This is a genomic window from Sphaerisporangium sp. NPDC049002 (assembly GCF_040649355.1).
GTDB lineage: Bacteria > Actinomycetota > Actinomycetes > Streptosporangiales > Streptosporangiaceae > Sphaerisporangium.
Genome location: NZ_JBEZFH010000014.1, coordinates 1 through 16,986 on the forward strand (window position 1 = coordinate 1; position 16,986 = coordinate 16,986).

At 69.6% G+C, this 16,986-nt stretch carries 14 protein-coding genes; 10 read left to right on the forward strand and 4 right to left on the reverse strand.

Going from position 1 to position 16,986, the window contains the following annotated elements:
* Positions 1-2,418 (forward strand): AAA family ATPase (locus tag AB0B89_RS05370; protein WP_358548463.1); only part of this gene is annotated, 2,418 nt, incomplete at its 5' end.
* A 183-nt stretch (positions 2,419-2,601) separates the two neighbouring features.
* Entirely contained in the window at positions 2,602-3,780 is a 1,179-nt protein-coding gene (gene ftsY / locus AB0B89_RS05375) for a signal recognition particle-docking protein FtsY (RefSeq protein WP_358548465.1), read from the forward strand.
* Between the two features lie 110 nt (positions 3,781-3,890).
* Here ftsY and AB0B89_RS05380 read toward each other — a convergent pair whose 3' ends face one another.
* Positions 3,891-4,964, reverse strand: coding sequence for a PLP-dependent cysteine synthase family protein (locus AB0B89_RS05380; RefSeq protein WP_358548467.1), 1,074 nt, complete (start codon positions 4,962-4,964; stop codon positions 3,891-3,893).
* Between the two features lie 285 nt (positions 4,965-5,249).
* Here AB0B89_RS05380 and AB0B89_RS05385 point away from each other — a divergent pair, with 285 nt between their 5' ends.
* Positions 5,250-5,846 (forward strand): sigma-70 family RNA polymerase sigma factor, encoded by a 597-nt coding sequence (locus tag AB0B89_RS05385; protein WP_358548470.1) that lies wholly within the window; start codon positions 5,250-5,252, stop codon positions 5,844-5,846.
* Positions 5,847-5,994: 148 nt separating this feature from the next.
* Entirely contained in the window at positions 5,995-6,387 is a 393-nt protein-coding gene (locus tag AB0B89_RS05390) for a RidA family protein (protein ID WP_358548473.1), read from the forward strand.
* Between the two features lie 146 nt (positions 6,388-6,533).
* Here the strand turns inward: AB0B89_RS05390 and AB0B89_RS05395 are convergent, their stop codons facing one another.
* A complete protein-coding gene (locus AB0B89_RS05395; RefSeq protein ID WP_358548475.1) occupies positions 6,534-7,370 on the reverse strand; it encodes a DMT family transporter in 837 nt (278 codons plus the stop codon).
* Between the two features lie 84 nt (positions 7,371-7,454).
* On the opposite strand from AB0B89_RS05395, the gene AB0B89_RS05400 reads away from it, so the two are divergent.
* The 3 genes from AB0B89_RS05400 to AB0B89_RS05410 all read left to right on the forward strand — a co-directional run bounded on the left by AB0B89_RS05400 (position 7,455) and on the right by AB0B89_RS05410 (position 9,414).
* Entirely contained in the window at positions 7,455-8,036 is a 582-nt protein-coding gene (locus AB0B89_RS05400) for an XRE family transcriptional regulator (protein ID WP_358548478.1), read from the forward strand.
* 151 nt (positions 8,037-8,187) lie between these two features.
* Positions 8,188-8,493, forward strand: a complete 306-nt coding sequence (locus tag AB0B89_RS05405) for a hypothetical protein (protein ID WP_358548481.1) — start codon at positions 8,188-8,190, stop codon at positions 8,491-8,493.
* 30 nt (positions 8,494-8,523) lie between these two features.
* Complete coding sequence (locus AB0B89_RS05410) at positions 8,524-9,414, forward strand: polysaccharide deacetylase family protein (protein ID WP_358548483.1); 891 nt, start codon at positions 8,524-8,526, stop codon at positions 9,412-9,414.
* A 333-nt stretch (positions 9,415-9,747) separates the two neighbouring features.
* On the opposite strand, the gene typA is transcribed toward AB0B89_RS05410, so the two are convergent.
* Positions 9,748-11,601: a translational GTPase TypA gene (gene typA, locus AB0B89_RS05415; protein WP_358548486.1), complete on the reverse strand. Its 1,854-nt coding sequence runs from the start codon at positions 11,599-11,601 to the stop codon at positions 9,748-9,750.
* Positions 11,602-12,107: 506 nt separating this feature from the next.
* On the opposite strand from typA, the gene AB0B89_RS05420 reads away from it, so the two are divergent.
* Together AB0B89_RS05420 and AB0B89_RS05425 are read left to right on the forward strand one after the other, a co-directional pair.
* Positions 12,108-12,902: an alpha/beta fold hydrolase gene (locus AB0B89_RS05420; protein ID WP_358548489.1), complete on the forward strand. Its 795-nt coding sequence runs from the start codon at positions 12,108-12,110 to the stop codon at positions 12,900-12,902.
* 64 nt (positions 12,903-12,966) lie between these two features.
* Complete coding sequence (locus AB0B89_RS05425; RefSeq protein WP_358548492.1) at positions 12,967-14,094, forward strand: acetate kinase; 1,128 nt, start codon at positions 12,967-12,969, stop codon at positions 14,092-14,094.
* Between the two features lie 153 nt (positions 14,095-14,247).
* On the opposite strand, the gene AB0B89_RS05430 is transcribed toward AB0B89_RS05425, so the two are convergent.
* Positions 14,248-15,684: an aldehyde dehydrogenase gene (locus AB0B89_RS05430; protein ID WP_358548494.1), complete on the reverse strand. Its 1,437-nt coding sequence runs from the start codon at positions 15,682-15,684 to the stop codon at positions 14,248-14,250.
* 393 nt (positions 15,685-16,077) lie between these two features.
* Between AB0B89_RS05430 and AB0B89_RS05435 the strand changes: the two genes are divergently transcribed.
* Complete coding sequence (locus AB0B89_RS05435) at positions 16,078-16,977, forward strand: hypothetical protein (protein ID WP_358548497.1); 900 nt, start codon at positions 16,078-16,080, stop codon at positions 16,975-16,977.
* Positions 16,978-16,986 lie beyond the last annotated feature (9 nt).

Genomic DNA, 16,986 nt, shown 5'->3' on the forward strand with positions numbered 1-16,986 from the left:
CGGCAGCGCAGCGAGCAGGCACAGGAGGAGCACGACGCCCAGGAGCTCAGCGAGCCCGCCGCCGACCCGGTCCTCGCCGAGGAGCTGGCGCGGGCCGAGGAAGGCGTGGCCGAGGCCAAGGCCGCGGTCGAGGAGGCCAGAGCCGCCGTCGAGGAGGCCAAGGCCTCCGTGGAGGGCCCGAGGAGGGCCTTCGCCGAGGCGCGCTCGGCCATGAGCGCGGCACGGGCCGCCGACCAGGAGGCACAGCGGGCGGTCGCCGCGCTGGAGGCCCGCCGCGACGCCCTGGAGATGGGTCTCTCCCAGGGTGCCGACGGCGGCGCGGCCCTCATGGCGGCGGGTCTGTCCGGAGTGCTGGGGCCGCTCGCCACGATGATGACCGTCCAGGCGGGGGCCGAGGTGGCCGTCGCGGCCGTGCTCGGCGCCGCCGCGGAGGCGGTCGCCGTGGAGTCGCTGTCCACCGTCGTCGACGCGGTCGAGCTGCTCAGGGCCGAGGAGGCGGGCAGGGCCGGGCTGGTCATCGCCTCCGACGCCGCCGTCGCGAGGCCCGCGGCGGTCGACGGCCACCCGTGGGCGGGCGACCTCGTGGTGGTCTCCGACGCGTTCCGTCCCGCCGTGGAGACCCTGCTGTCCGGCGTCGTCGTGGTGGACGACGTCTCGATCGCCAGGAAGCTCGTGGAGGAGCGTCCCGACCTGCGGGCCGTCACCTGGTCGGGCGACCTGGTCGGCGCGTACTTCGCGACCGGCGGGTCCGGCGGCGGCACCTCGGTGCTCCAGGTGCGCACCGCTCTCGACCAGGCGGTCGCCGATCTGTCCGAGGCGCGCGGCACCGCCGATCGTACGGCCGTCGCGCTGACGGAGGCGGCCGAGGCCGAGCGCGCCGCCCAGCAGGCCGTGGAGGCCGCCCAGGCATGGGCGGGCCAGGCGCAGACCGGCGTCAACACCGCCCAGGCCGGGGTGAACACCGCCCAGGGCGTGCTCGATCGCGTGCGCGGCAGGCAGCGCGAGGCCGACCAGCGGGTGGCCGTCGCGGCCAGGAGACTGGCGCAGCTCGACGCGGCGGCGAAGGCCGCCCGTGACGAGTGCGACCGGCTGGCGAAGAACGTCGTGGCGGCCGAGGAGGCGCGCGACCGCGACCTCGCCGGCGTGGTCGAGCTGGAAGAGTGCCTGGCCGAGGCCGAGTACGCCGACGAGCTTTCCGCCGAGCCGACCACCGAGACGCGCGACGAGCTGGCCAGTGCCTGCTCGGTCACCCGGCAGGCCGAGATGGAGGCCCGCCTCTCGGTCCGCACGGCGGAGGAGCGGGTCAAGGGCATCGCGGGCCGCGCCGACCAGCTCACGCGGGCGGCCAGGCGCGAGCGTGAGGAGCGGGCGGGGGCCGCGGCCCTGCGGGAGCGGCGGCGCGCCCAGGCCCAGGTGGCCGAGGTGGTCGTCCACGGCGCCGGTCGCGCGCTCGGGGTGCTGGAGGCGTCCCTGGCGCTGGCCGCCGACGAGCGCGACGAGGCCGAGCGGGCGCGCGGCGAGATCGACGCCGAGCTCAAGGCCGTGCGTGTGCGCGTCCGCGAGCTGTCGGGCGAGCTCGACAAGCTGGTCAACCGCGTGCACGGCAACGAGGTGGCCCGCACCGAGCAGCGGCTGCGCCTGGAGCAGATGGAGACCCGGGCGATGGAGGAGTACGGCGTCGAGATGGACGCCCTGATCTCCGAGTACGGCCCCGAGCAGCCCGTTCCGCTCGCCGGCGGCGAGATGGCGCCCTACGTCCGCGAGGAGCAGGAGAAGCGCGCGAGGACCGCCGAGAGGCAGATGACCCAGCTCGGCAAGGTCAACCCGCTGGCGCTGGAGGAGTTCGCCGCGCTGGAGGAGCGGCACACCTTCCTCAACTCCCAGCTGGAGGACCTGCGCAGGACCCGGCGCGACCTGCTGACGGTCGTCAAGGAGGTCGACGAGCGGGTGGAGCAGGTCTTCACCGCCGCCTACGAGGACGTCGCGCGCGAGTTCGAGGCGATCTTCGGCCGGGTCTTCCCCGGAGGCGACGGGCGCCTGCTGCTGACCGACCCCTCCGACATGCTCACCACGGGTGTCGACGTCGAGGCGAGGCCGCCCGGCAAGAAGGTCAAGCGCCTGTCACTGCTGTCGGGCGGCGAGCGGTCGCTGACCGCCGTGGCGTTCCTCATCTCGATCTTCAAGGCGCGCCCGTCCCCGTTCTACGTCATGGACGAGGTCGAGGCCGCGCTCGACGACACCAACACCCAGCGGCTGCTCACCCTGTTCGAGGAGCTGAGGCAGAGCTCGCAGCTCATCGTGATCACACACCAGAAGCGCACGATGGAGATCGCCGACGCGCTGTACGGCGTGAGCATGCGCGGCGACGGCGTCACCCAGGTGGTCAGCCAGCGCCTCCGCGAACGCGAGACCGCCTGACGGCGGCCCGTGGGACGGGCGGCCCGTGGGGCGGCGGGCCGCGTGACGCCGGACGGCCGGACGGCGCGACACCGGATCGTGGGCTTTCGGCCAGGTGGGTAAATCAGTAAATATCGGTATATCGGCGCGTCGTGGGCGAGCCCGGGCGTGAGCACGGCCGGTTGTCTGGAAAACTGACATCTTGTGGATGGGTACCTCGGCATCATCGTGATCGTCCTCCTCGTCGCGCTGCTCGCGGCGGGTGGCATGTTCCTGCTCTTCCGGCCCAAGGAGAGGCACGCTCCACCGGTCAGGCCGCCGGAGGCGCCGACCCTCCCCGAGCGGGAACAGGCCCCGGCCACCGGCGTCGTCGAGGACGACGCCGCCACGACCACCGTCCCCCCGCCCGCCAAGCCGGTCGAGCCGGTCGCCCCCGCGCCGCCGGCGATCGAGATCCCGCCGCCCTCGGCCGGCCGCATGGTACGGCTGCGCGCCCGGCTGGCCCGTTCCCAGAGCGCGCTCGGCAAGGGGCTGCTGGAGCTCCTGTCCCGTGACCGCCTGGACGACGACGCCTGGGACGAGATCGAGGACATGCTGATCACCGCCGACGTGGGCGTCGCGCCCACCCGGGCGATGGTCGAGGAGCTGCGCACCAAGGTCAAGGTGCTCGGCTCCCGCAGCGACGGCGAGGTGCGGGCGCTGCTCCGCGAGCAACTGCTCGCCCAGATCGGCGCCGACATGGACCGCACGCTGCACACCGCGCCCCACGGCGAGCGGCCCGCCGTCGTGCTCGTGGTGGGAGTCAACGGCACCGGCAAGACCACGACCACCGGCAAGCTCGCCCGCGCGCTCATCGGCGACGGCCGCAAGGTGCTCCTGGGCGCGGCCGACACCTTCCGTGCCGCCGCCGCCGACCAGCTCCAGACCTGGGGGCGGCGTGTCGGCGCCGAGGTGGTGCGCAAGGACGAGGGAGCCGACCCGGCGTCGGTGGCCTTCGACGCCGTGAGCAAGGGCATCGACGACAAGGTCGACACCGTGATCGTCGACACCGCCGGCCGCCTCCACACCAAGACCGGCCTGATGGACGAGCTGGGCAAGGTCAAGCGGGTAATCGAGAAGAAGGCCACGGTCGACGAGGTCCTGCTCGTGCTCGACGCGACCACGGGTCAGAACGGCCTGCGGCAGGCGCAGGTGTTCGCCGAGGCGGTGAACATCACCGGCATCGTCTTGACCAAGCTCGACGGCACGGCCAAGGGCGGCATCGTGATCTCGGTCCAGCGCGAGCTGGGAGTCCCGGTCAAGCTCGTGGGGCTCGGCGAGGGCCCCGACGACCTGGCCCCGTTCGACGCCGAGGTCTTCATCGACGCCATCCTCGGCGACTGATCCGATCGGCCCCTCCGGGGGCCGGCGGCCGGACGACCTGGCCGCCGCCTTCAGGGTGGACGCCGCCGCCCGAGCCTTGAGGGCCCGGGCCGGAACGTGGGTCAGAACGTTCAGAGCGTGAGGAAGGCGCGGAGCTCGCCGAGCGAGGGTTCGATGTCGATGCCCCGCTCGGCGAGCCAGCCGTCGTCGCCGTACGTGCAGCGGTAGCGCTCGCCGCCGTCGCAGATCAGGGTCACCACGCTGCCCCGCTCGCCGTTCTCGCGCATCTCCCTGATGAGCTGGACGGCCGCGGCCACGTTCGTCCCCGTCGAGCCGCCGACGTCGCGGCCGGTGACCTCGCGGACCCAGCGCATGGCGGCGATCGAGGAGGCGTCCGGCACCTGGATCATGCGGTCGATGACCGTGGGCAGGAACGAGGGCTCCACCCGGGGGCGGCCGATGCCCTCGATGCGGGAGCCGCGGCCGGTCACGCCGGCGTCGCCCGCGATCCACGACGGGTAGAACGCCGACCCGTCCGGGTCGACCACAGCGAGGCGCGTCTGGTGGCGGCGGTAGCGGATGTAGCGGCCGATCGTGGCGGACGTGCCGCCCGTGCCGGCGCCCACGACGATCCACGCCGGTTCCGGATGCCGCTCCAGGGACATCTGCTGGTAGATGCTCTCGGCGATGTTGTTGTTGCCCCGCCAGTCCGTGGCCCGTTCGGCGTAGGTGAACTGGTCCATGAAGTGGCCGCCGGTGTCCTCGGCCAGGCGGCGGGACTCCTCGTAGATCGCTCGGGGGTCCGCGACCAGCCGGCACTTGCCGCCGTAGAACTCGATGAGCGCGATCTTCTCCGGAGACGTGGACGCGGGCATCACCGCGACGAACGGCAGGCCGAGCATGCGCGAGAAGTACGCCTCGCTGACCGCCGTGGAGCCGCTGGAGGCCTCGATGACGGTCGTGGAGGGGCCGATCCAGCCGTTGGCGAGGCCGTACAGGAACAGCGAACGGGCCAGGCGGTGCTTGAGCGACCCTGTCGGGTGGACCGACTCGTCCTTGAGGTAGAGCTCGATGCCCCATCTCTGCGGGAGCGGGAAAATGTGCAGGTGGGTGTCGCAGCTGCGGTTGGCGTCGGCCTCAACGGTGCGGATGGCCTCGGAGACCCACGACCGCGTTGTCGGATCATGCCTGTCCACGTACTTCATGGCCCTACGCTACCGGGTGCCCGATCTATGTGACCCTTACCACATTTTCTCATCTTTTGGGTGTTGTCTGTTACTATAATGAGACTTGTCCGGCCTCGGGTGTGAAGTGGCCACCCCGGGCCAATCGCTTCAAGGCCCTCCTGACCAGCTAATACCCTTAACGTCACCCTTATAGGTGAACCGTAAGCATGTGATCAGCCGTCAGATGGAGTAAAGCGGTTACCGAGCCTGCATGGGTTCATGCCGGATGGGTAACGGGGGACAGGCAGGCATGAGGGGGATGAGATGATCTCGATGACCGAACAGCAGCGGCAGGCATGGTTCGAGCGCGACGTCATGCCCGTGACGAACCAGCTCTACGCGTCTGCCATGCGCCTCACCCGCAACACCGCTGACGCGGAGGACCTGGTGCAGGAGACGGTGGCCAAGGCGTACACCTCTTACCACCAGTTCCGCCCCGGTACGAACCTGAAGGCGTGGCTGCACCGCATTCTGACCAACAACTTCATCAACGACTACCGCAAGCAGCAGCGGTCGCCGAAGCTGTCGGCCGCCGAGGACATCGAGGACTGGCAGCTCGCGGCTGCCGAGTCGCACATGTCGACGGGCCTGAGGTCCGCCGAGACCGAAGCGCTGGACCAACTCCCCGACACCGTTGTGATGAACGCCCTGCGGTCGCTTCCGGAGGATTTCAAGGTCGCGGTGTACCTCGCCGACATCGAGGGGTTCGCGTACAAGGAGATCGCCGAGCGCATGGGCACGCCCATCGGCACCGTCATGTCCCGTCTGCACCGTGGCCGCCGCCAGCTGAGGACCATGCTGGAGGGCTACGCCCACGAGGAGGGCGCCCTGCGCCCGTCCCCCCAGTTCCAGGCGGCCTGACAGCGCACGACTGAAGGCAAGGGCCGGTACGGCGTCGCCGTGCCGGCCTCTCTCATGTACCGAGACGGACGGTCTCATGCCCGGAGACGGGCGGCCGAGATCGATCTCATATAGACGTACACTTGGCCCAGTGCCTACGGTGCTCGCCATGACGACACGCAGATTGATCTCAAGCGGTTCCACCTTCGAGCAGGAGGTCGGCTACTCGCGCGCGGTGGTCGACGGCGACTGGGTGCACGTGTCCGGGACCACCGGGTTCGACTACCGGTCCATGACGATCTCGGACGACATCGTGGAGCAGGCCGAGCAGTGCTTGAGCAACATCGCGTCCGCGCTGGAAGAAGCGGGGTGCTCCTTCGCGGACGTGGTGCGGGTGCGCTACATGCTGCCTGACCCAGCCGATTTCGAACCCTGCTGGCCGGTGCTGCACCGGTATCTCGGCGATGTACGTCCCGCCGCCACCATGCTGGTGTGCGGCCTGTCGGACCCCCGTATGCGCATCGAGATCGAGGTGACGGCGCACCGCGCCCCGGGAGCCTGACGCGACGCCGGAGCGCGGCTCCCCGCGCTCCGGCCGTCTGAAGGCTTCTACGCGAACGATTCAACGCGAACGATTCAACGCGAAGGTGTCAACGACGAAGGTGTAAACGACGAAGGTGTAAACGACGAAGGCTCGACGCGGGGCCTCTACGCGGAGGCGATCAGGGCGACGGCCGCGAGAGCGAGCCCTACCCCCGCCGTCTGCACGGCGTTGAGGCGCTCCCCGAGCACATACCGCGCGAGCAGCAGCGTGCTGGCGGGATACAGCGACACGAGCACCGCCACCAGGGCTAGCAGGCCGCGCTGGACCGCCAGCAGGTAGAGCACGTTGGCCGCCATGTCGAGCACCCCGGCGGCGATGATCGTGGGCAACGAGCCCTTGCCGGGCCGGAGCGTACGCCCCGTCGACAGGGCCAGGACGGCGACCACGACCACCGAGCTGAGGCGGGCGCCGAACAGCGGCCACATGCCGGTGTCCTCCGGCACCTGCTTGAGCAGGATGAAGAACCCGCCGAACCCGATGCCCGAGGCCAGGGAAGTGAGGATCGGGGTGAGCGCCGCCCGGCCTCCGGCGCCTCCCGTCTCACGGCTGACGAGCACCACCGCGGCCAGCGCCACGGCCACCCCGCCCAGGGCGACCGGTTCGGGCCGCTCGCCCATCAGCAGGCCGACCACCACAGGCAGCGCCATCGACATGGTGGCCGTCGTGGGCGCGATCACGGACATCACGCCGCCGGCGAGCGCCCGGTAGAACAGGATGACGGCGAGCCCGCCGGACAGCCCGGCCGCCATGCCCCAGATGAGCGCCCCGAGGCTCGGCGCGCCGGGCAGCAGCGGAAGCAGCGGCAGCACGAAGAGCAAGCCCGTGACCTGGGTGAGCATGACCACGGCGAGCACGCGCGAGCGCCGGGTGGCGAGTCCGCCGAAGAAGTCCGCCGTGCCGTAGACCACGGCGCAGGTCGCCGCCAGTAGTACAGCCGTCATCGCCGGCTCACCCCCAATGGATTGCACTGTTAGGGCAATATATTGGGATAATCCATTGCACACAAATGTCACTACACTGCACTCATGCCGGACCCGGAGACCATCACGGCCGCGATCGCCAACAACGTCCGCGCCCAGCGCGCCCATCGAGGGCTGACCCTCGACGCTCTCGCGGCGCGCTCGGGTGTGAGCCGGGGGATGCTCGTCCAGATCGAGCAGTGCCGCACCAACCCGAGCGTGACCACGCTGACGCGCGTCGCCGACGCGCTCGGGGTGACGGTCGCCCGCCTGGTGGAGGTCTCCGACACCCCGGTGGTCCGGGTCGTCCACGCCTCGGACGTCGTCACCCTGTGGCGCAGCGACAAGGGCGGCTCGGCACGGCTCCTGGTGGGATCGGACGCCCCCGCGATCCTGGAGCTGTGGGACTGGACCCTGGCGCCGGGGGAGTACCACGACGGCGACGCGCACCCGGCAGGCACGCGCGAGATGCTGACCGTCCTCGAAGGCGAGCTCACCCTCTCGGTGTACGGCCGCAGCCACGCCGTCGGCCGGGACGAGGCCGTGCTCTTCAGCGCCGACCGTCCGCATCGCTACGCCAACGAGGGCGAGACGACGCTCCGCTTCGTCATGGTCGTCACGGAGCCTCGGGAGACCCTCGACCAGTAGGGCGACCCTGAGTGTGTGATTGATTCCTCACAGTCACATCACGTCTCGCTCATGGTGGTGCAAAGCCCCGCCCAATGGGGGTACATCATCCTTGTGTGTGCGCTGAAGGCTTACCGTTCTGGCCGGCCGGAAGTCGCCGGGAGGTGGTCAGGTGACTGACTCCCGCGCGGCGATGGCGAAACTCCGCGTGGAACTCGCCGGCCTGGGGGTGACGGACGCGTACGAAGTGTGCGATGACGCCATCCTTTCTGTCTGGATCGGGCTGGTCGTCACGTTCCGTGATGGCTTTTACCATTGGCAGGAGGGTGTGGTGAAACGTCGTCACCTGGGTACAGATCCCGTCGGATGCGCCATTCGTGTGGCGCGTCGTCACGCGGAGTTGCAGGCCGACACTCCTCCCTGGTGGGACGAGCTCGCCAAGACTCTGCGAGGGGAAGCGGCCGAGAACTACCCGTGACCCCTGCCGCTGTTCGGGGGGAGCGTGCGGGTGGCTGTTCTTCGTGTCGGAGTCCTGTGGTCGCTCCCGCTCGCGGTCTCGATGGTCCTCGGACTGTCGGGATGCGGCGAGGTGGTGGCGCCCGTCCAGCAGGGCCGTAAGGACGACGTCGTCCGGGTGCGGAAGTCCGCGCCCGTCCGCCTCGCGGTCGATCCCGCGCTCCTGGCCGCGCGGGTGATCGCCCAGCAGCCGGGGTGGCCGGGGACGCGCCCGATCGTGGCGCCGCCTCAACGCTCCATACGGTGCGGGCAGGTCAAGTGCGTGGCACTGACGTTCGACGACGGCCCGTTCGACTACACCGGAAGGGTGCTCGACGTCCTCGCGGAGTACCACGCCAAGGCCACGTTCTTCGTGGTCGGGCAGATGGTGAACGCCCAGACCAGGCCCTACCTGCGCCGCATGGTCTCCGAGGGGCACGAGCTGGGCAACCACTCCTGGGACCACCCGTCGCTCACCTCGCTGTCCCACGACGCCCTGCGCGCCCAGCTTGAACGCACCCAGCAGATGGTCAAGGACACCACCGGGGCCACGATGCGGCTGCTGCGCCCGCCGTACGGCTCGACGAACGCCACGGTGGCGCAGGAGGCCGCCCGCGAGGGGCTGGCGCAGATCCTCTGGGACCTCGACACGCTCGACTGGCGCGACAGGAACAGCGTCCTGGTCGCCCAGCGGGCCTCGGTGGCCAGGCCGGGCTCGATCGTGCTGTTGCACGACATCCACAAGACCACGGCCGAGGCCGTGCCGAACCTGCTGCGGGAGCTCACGGCCAAGGGCTACACCTTCGTGACCGTGTCGGAGCTGTACGGGGCCCGTGGTCTGGCTCCTGGAAAGCGCTACGCCGGTGAGGCGGGCGAGGAGGAGCAGGACAAGAGGCGCCGCTGATCCTCCGGCCCTGATCGGGTACGGCCCGCGCCCCCCCGGACGCGAGCCGTACGGAACTCCGGCTCGAACGCGAGCCGTACGGAACTCCCGGCTCTGATGCGAGCCGTACGGAAAGCCGCTCAGGCGAGCAGCAGCACGATCGCGGCGAACGCCGTCCACGCGATCAGGAAGGCCAGTGACAACCGGCCGTGAGCCATCTGCATGGCACACCCCCTATCCCTATGACATGGATCGTCACATCCGGGATTGGGAGACGGCTTGGACCCGGCTTGTCACCGCCCTCAAGTGAGACGGGCGGTGACCTTCGATGGGACCCAGACCGGCTCTGCCGCGTCAGCCTCCGCGCTTGGCGCGGGCGGCGGAGCGACCGCGGATGGCCGCGTCGAGCACGACCTTGCGGATGCGGACGGTGTTCGGGGTGATCTCCACGCACTCGTCCTCGCGGCAGAACTCCAGGGCCTGCTCCAGAGAGAGCACCCGCGGCGGGATGAGCTTCTCGGTCTCGTCACTGGTGGAGGAGCGCATGTTGGTGAGCTTCTTCTCCTTGGTGATGTTGACGTCCATGTCGTCGGAGCGGGAGTTCTCCCCGACGATCATGCCCTCGTAGACCTCGGTGGTCGGGGAGACGAACAGCGTGCCGCGCTCCTGGAGGTTCATCATGGCGAACGCGGTCACCACGCCTGCCCGGTCGGCCACCAGCGAGCCGTTGTTACGCGTGCGCAGCTCGCCGAACCACGGCTCGTACGCCTCGAAGACGTGGTGGACCAGGCCCGTGCCGCGCGTCTCGGTGAGGAACTCGGTGCGGAAGCCGATCAGGCCCCGGGCGGGGACCACGAACTCCATGCGGATCCAGCCGGTGCCGTGGTTGGTCATGTGCTCCATGCGGCCCTTGCGGACGGCCAGGAGCTGGGTGATCGCGCCCAGGTACTCCTCGGGGGCGTCCACCGTGAGGCGCTCGACCGGCTCGTGCAGCTTGCCGTCGATGGTCTTGGTGACCACCTGCGGCTTGCCCACGGTCAGCTCGTAGCCCTCGCGGCGCATCTGCTCGACCAGGATGGCGAGCGCCAGCTCGCCACGGCCCTGGACCTCCCAGGTGTCGGGACGGTCGGTGCTGAGCACGCGCAGCGAGACGTTGCCGACGAGCTCCTTGTCGAGCCGGTCCTTGACCATACGGGCAGTGACCTTGGAGCCCTTGACCTTGCCCACCAGCGGGCTGGTGTTGGTGCCGATGGTCATCGAGATCGCCGGCTCGTCGACCGTGATGAGCGGCAGCGGGCGCGGGTCGTCGGGGTCGGCCAGCGTCTCGCCGATCATGATGTCGGGGATGCCCGCGATGGCGATGATGTCGCCGGGGCCCGCCTGCTCGGCGGGCTTGCGCTCCAGTGCTTCGGTCATCAGCAATTCGCTGATCTTGACCCGCTGGATGGTGCCGTCGGTGCGGCACCAGGCGACCTGCTGGCCCTTCTTGATGGTGCCCTGGTGGACGCGGCACAGCGCGATGCGGCCGAGGTAGCTGGAGGCGTCCAGGTTGGTGACGTGGGCCTGGAGCGTCGCGGAGGGGTCGTACACCGGCGCGGGGATCGTCTTGGTGATGGTCTCGAACAGCGGCTCAAGGTCCTCGGAGTCGGGCATGCCGCCGTCCTCGGGACGGTTGAGGCTGGCCCGGCCCGCCTTGGCGGAGGCGTAGACGATCGGGAAGTCGATCTGCTCCTCGGTGGCGTCGAGATCCATGAAGAGCTCGTACACCTCGTCGACGACTTCCTTGATGCGGGCGTCGGGACGGTCGACCTTGTTGATGCACAGGATGACCGGCATCTTGGCGGCGAAGGCCTTGCGCAGGACGAACCGGGTCTGCGGCAGCGGGCCCTCGGAGGCGTCCACCAGCAGCACGACGCCGTCGACCATGGACAGGCCGCGCTCGACCTCACCGCCGAAGTCGGCGTGGCCGGGGGTGTCGATGATGTTGAGGGTCATGCCGGCGTGCTTGACCGCGGTGTTCTTGGCGAGAATGGTGATGCCCTTCTCGCGCTCCAGGTCGTTGGAGTCCATGACTCGCTCGTCGACGTCCTGGTTGGCGCGGAACGCCCCGGACTGCCAGAGCATGGCGTCCACGAGCGTGGTCTTGCCATGGTCGACGTGCGCGATGATCGCGATGTTCCGCAGGTCGTCGCGGCTGTTCAAAGGCATGATGGAGTCTCGCTCAAGGTCGTGGAGGCCGGCCGCGGACACTGCGGCCTCCACCATTTTAGTTGATCGCTGTTACCACCACGTGCCGGGTCTGCGCAAAGAGGGGCAATTCCGGCGAGTTTCACAAATCTGTGGTCTGCCGGTCGCACCCCCGATGACCAGGGATGGAACGCGGAAGAGGAAGATCAGGACCCCGGCCGCAGATGGTCAAGGAATGCGCACTCTGGACTAACACCGCCATGCCCGGGCAGACCTGCCAGCATGGTGGACGAAGGACTGACGCAATTCGCCGCCTCCGCACGCCGGGCCGCCGAACCTGTCGGCCAGTTTCCGTGCAGGCGGCAGATGGGACACCGCTGCCGCCTCGCCGTATGGGCACTCGTGCTCGGCGCCTTCGTGACCGGATGCGTCACGCCGGCGGTGGCCAAGGCCGAAACCCCCTCGGCCATGGCGGCCTCTCCGTGGCACACCTCCTGTGCGGACGCGGATCCGAATAGGCTCGTTCCATGCCTCTTGCCGCAGCATTCCCCGCGACGCTGATCACGAAGGACGGTGTGCGGATCGACGCGGCGCACACCCCCTCGCGAGGCGACACCGATCTCGGCATCGTCCTCGCCCACGGGTTCACCGGTTCCTGGCGTGAGGGGACGACGCGGCGCATCGCGCACGTGCTGAGCGGCTTCGGGGGCGTCGTGGCGCTCGACTTCCGCGGCCATGGCAGGTCGGGCGGCCTGTCCACGGTCGGGGACGCCGAGGTCCTCGACCTCGACGCGGCCGTACGGCACGCGCGTTCCATCGGGTACACCCGCGTGGCGACCGTCGGCTTCTCGATGGGGGCCGCGGTGGCCGTACGTCACGCGGCCCTGCACGGAGGGACGGACGCGGTCGTCGCCGTGAGCGCTCCCGCCCGTTGGTACTACCGCGGCACCCGGCCGATGCGGCAGGTCCACTGGGCCATCGAGAGGGCGTCCGGGCGCTTGGCGGCGCGGCTGGCCAAGCGCACCCGCATCCAGTCGGGGAAGTGGGACCCGGTGCCGCTCGCGCCGTACGAGGCGGTCGCGCGCATCTCGCCCACGCCGCTGCTGATCGTCCACGGCGACGCGGACGACTTCTTCCCCCTGGAGCACGCCCACCAGCTCTTCGACTCCGCGCGCGAGCCGAAGGAGCTGTGGATCGAGCCAGGCTACGGCCACGCGGAGTCCTCCGCCACGCCCGATCTCATCAGGCGCGTCGGCACGTGGATCTCCCGCGTGGGGGCAGACGAGGGTCCCCGGCCTGCGGGGACGCACACCGCCGGTTAACCGCCCTTTCCTGGGGCATCGGTCCCGGACATCATCATCTTTTCCGGGCACAGGGGGTGGACCAGTGATCCTGGTCGTCAACGCCGGGTCGTCCTCGGTGAAGTACCAGCTCGTCGACCTCGACGGGCCCATCCGGCTCAAGGAGGGCAAGATCGAGCGCATCGGGGAGCCCGGGTCGGACGTCCCCGACCACGAAGCGGCCCTCCTGCGCGTGGCCGAGGACGTGTCGATGGACTCCGCCGACCTGACCGCCATCGGTCACCGGGTCGTCCACGGCGGGCCCTTGTTCACCGGACCGGTCCTGATCACCGACGACGTGGTCAAACAGATCGAGGAGGCCGTCCCGCTGGCCCCGCTCCACAACCCGTCGAACCTCGCAGGCATAGAGGTGACGCGCCGGCTCCGGCCCGACCTGCCACAGGTGGCGGTCTTCGACACCGCGTTCCACAGCATGATCCCGCCCGCCGCCCGCACGTACGCCATCGACCGCGAGGTGGCGGAGCGCTTCGGCGTGCGCAGGTACGGGTTCCACGGCACCTCCACCGCGTACGTCTCTCGCGCGGCGGCGGCCCTCGTGGGCAAGCCCGGCACCGCCAACGTGATCGTCCTGCACCTGGGCAACGGCGCGAGCGCCTCGGCGGTCTCCGCGGGGCGGTGCGTGGACACCTCCATGGGCATGACACCGCTGGAAGGCCTGGTCATGGGCACCCGGTCGGGAGATCTGGACCCGGCGATCATCTTCCACCTGATCCGGGGCGGCATGACGCCGGACGAGGTCGAGTCGATGCTGATCCACCGCAGCGGCCTGCTCGGCCTGTGCGGCGACAACGACATGCGCACGGTCATGGAGCGGGTCGAGTCGGGCGACGAGGAGGCCGCCCTGGCCTACAACGTGTACAGCCACCGGCTCAGGAAGTACATCGGCGCCTACTGCGCGGTCCTCGGCAGGGTCGACGTGATCGCGTTCACCGGCGGGGTGGGGGAGAACTCCGCTCTGGTCAGGCGCAACGTGCTCACGGGCCTCGAACCGATGGGCATCCGGCTTGATCCGCTCCGCAACGTTTCGGTCAAGGGGGCCCGGCTGGTCTCCGCCGACGACTCGGCCGTGGCCGTCGCCGTCGTCCCGACCGACGAGGAGTTGGAGATCGCCAGGGAAACTTCCGAGGTACTGGCGCGAACTAAATCCGAGTAAATGTCGTCTACCTCCAAAGGAGGTATGAGATCCACCAGGAGAATTCCAGACCCGGGCATGTCTCTTGGCGGGGGCGATCTCGGACATCCTTGTAATGCGGGGCCGTCGCCCACCGACGCGGGGGCGCGCTGGGCGGCGGTTGCGCACTCCGTCTCAGCCCAGGCGGGCGATCGACTTGTACTCCAGGTACGACGACAGGCCCTCGGGGCCGAGCTCGCGGCCGACGCCGCTCGCCTTGTACCCGCCGAACGGCGCGGACGGCTCCATGGTGTTCATCATGTTGACGCCGTACGTGCCCGTGCGGACCTGGCGGGCGATGTCCATGCCGTGGTCGGTGTCGGAGGTCCAGACCGTGCCCGACAGGCCGTAGTCGCTGTCGTTGGCGATGCGGATGGCGTCGGCCTCGTCCTGGTACTCGATCACCGACAGCACGGGGCCGAAGATCTCCTCACGGGCGATGCGCATGTCGTTGGAGACGCCGGCGAAGACGGTCGGCGCGACGTACCAGCCCCGGTCGAAGGGACGGTCGAGACCGCCGATGACGGGCTTCGCGCCCTCCTCGATGCCGAGCCTGATGTAGCCCTCGACCCGCTCCTGCTGGCGCTTGGCCACCAGCGGGCCGATACCGGTGGCCGGCTCGGACGGGTCGCCGACCTGCTGGCCGCCGACCATGTCGGCCACGGCCTGCAGCACCTCGTCGTACCGCGCGGAGGAGGCGAGGATGCGGGTCTGGGCCACGCACGCCTGGCCGTTGTTCATGAGGGAGGCGATCGAGAGGAACCCCATGGCCGCGCCCAGGTCGCAGTCGTCCAGGACGATCGCCGCCGACTTGCCGCCCAGTTCGAGGCTGCAGCGCTTCAGCTGCTCGCCGCAGATGCCCGCGATACGGCGGCCGGCGGCCGTGGACCCGGTGAAGGCCACCTTGTCGACGCCCGGGTGCGAGATCAGGTGCTCGCCCGCCTCGCGACCGGCGGCCACGATGTTCACGACGCCGTCCGGGACGCCCGACTCCTTGATCATCTCCGCGAGGAGGTAGGAGTCGAGCGGGGTCTCGGGAGCGGGCTTGACCACGACCGTGCAGCCGGCGATCAGCGCGGGGGCCAGCTTGGTCATGATGACGAACTGCGGCACGTTCCACGGCACCACGGCCGCGACGACGCCGACCGGCTCCCGGCGAACGGTGACCGGGCCGAACAGGCCCGGACGCTCGTCCTCGACCGCGAAGGTCTTGCCCAGCTCGCTGAAGTACTGCAACATGCCGAGCGGCTGCGGGGCCTGGGCGAGCTGCGAGAAGGTGATCGGGCTGCCCATTTCGAGCGTGATGATGTCGGCGATCTCGGCCTGGCGGGCGGCGTACAGCTCGGCCAGCTTGCCGACCACCTCGGCGCGCTCGGCCATGGACATCCTCGGCCACGGTCCGTGGTCGAAGGCCTGGCGGGCGGCGGCCACCGCTTTGTCCATGTCGGCGGGAGTGCCGTCGGGCACCCGCCCGACGACCTCCTCGGTGTGGGGGGAGATGACGTCGATCGTCGCCGTGCCCGCGGGGGCAACCCAGTCGCCCCCGATGAAAAGACGGTCGTGCTGAAGCATGTGTCTGCCTCCTGGTCGGGCGGGCCGGGTCCTTACTTGACCGAATGCTTGCTTGTTTTAGTCTTGCCGCCGAGGGCCGGGCTCACAAGGGGCCGCATCGCCCGGTCGCTGAGACAGAATCATGTTCTGTCCCGGTTGGCAAGAGTGGCGGACTCCGGGGAGCGTCCCTCGGTAAGATCGGTCGCCCGGCTGTCGAGGTTCGGTCAACCCTGCGATCAGCGCGAACGTCATCCGGCGTCCGCATGTCCGGTCGAGCCCATTGTCGGGAAACCCGCATGCCGGATCTTCCCAAAGTGGTAGATAGTTCACTAAGGGTGTGTAGGTTCTTCCGATCGTGTGACAGCCCTGAAGATCGGCTTCTATAGTCGGGGCGTCTGAAGTTGGGGAGGGCTGATGCGATCAGGCCGTGTGATGGGGCTGGCCGCCGTCCTCGTCGGCCTGTTCTCGGTGCTCGCCGTGCCGGCGGCCGAGGCCAAGCCCAGCCCCCAGGCCCAGCTCAACAGGCTGACCAAGCAGGCCGCCGACCTGCAGAAGGCCTACCGAGGCCAGATCCAGAGCCTGGAGGACGTCCGGGAAGCCGCGCAGAAGGCCGGCGACCGGGTCAGGAAGCTCCGGGCCGACCTGGCCGACGCCGAGGAGCAGGTCGCGCAGTTCTACCGCAACTCCTACATGTCCGGCACGATCGACGGCCCGAAGGTGTTCACGTACAGCGGTGACCCCGACACGATCCTCGGGCAGGCCGCCACCGTCACCTACCTGGCCGAGGAGAAGAACCAGCGGCTGAAGCACATCAGCTCGCTGATCAAGGACTCGAAGGCCGCCAAGGCGGACGCCGACGACAAGATCGTCGATCTCAAGAAGGAGATCAGGCAGCTCCAGTCGAAGAAGCAGGACGTCGAGCAGCTGCTCAAGAAGTTCGGGTTCCAGACGCCCGGTTCGGCCAGCGGCCTGACCGCGCGCATGGTGAGCGTCCGGGCCCTCATCATGCAGAGCTTCCCGATGCCGTTCAGCGTCGGATGCCTGCGTTCCGGCGACCCGGGCGAGCACGGCAAGGGCCGCGCCTGCGACTTCATGATGAGCACGGGCGGACGCATGCCCGACGCCGCGTCGGTCGCCCGTGGGGACGCCCTGGCCCAGTGGTGCATCGAGAACGGCCGCCAGATCGGCATCATGTACATCATCTGGCGGCAGCGCTACTACGACATACGCACGGGCGCGGGCTGGCGGCAGATGTCGGACAGAGGCGGCGTCACCGCCAACCACTACGACCACGTCCACGTGTCGGTCTTCTAGCCGTCCCGC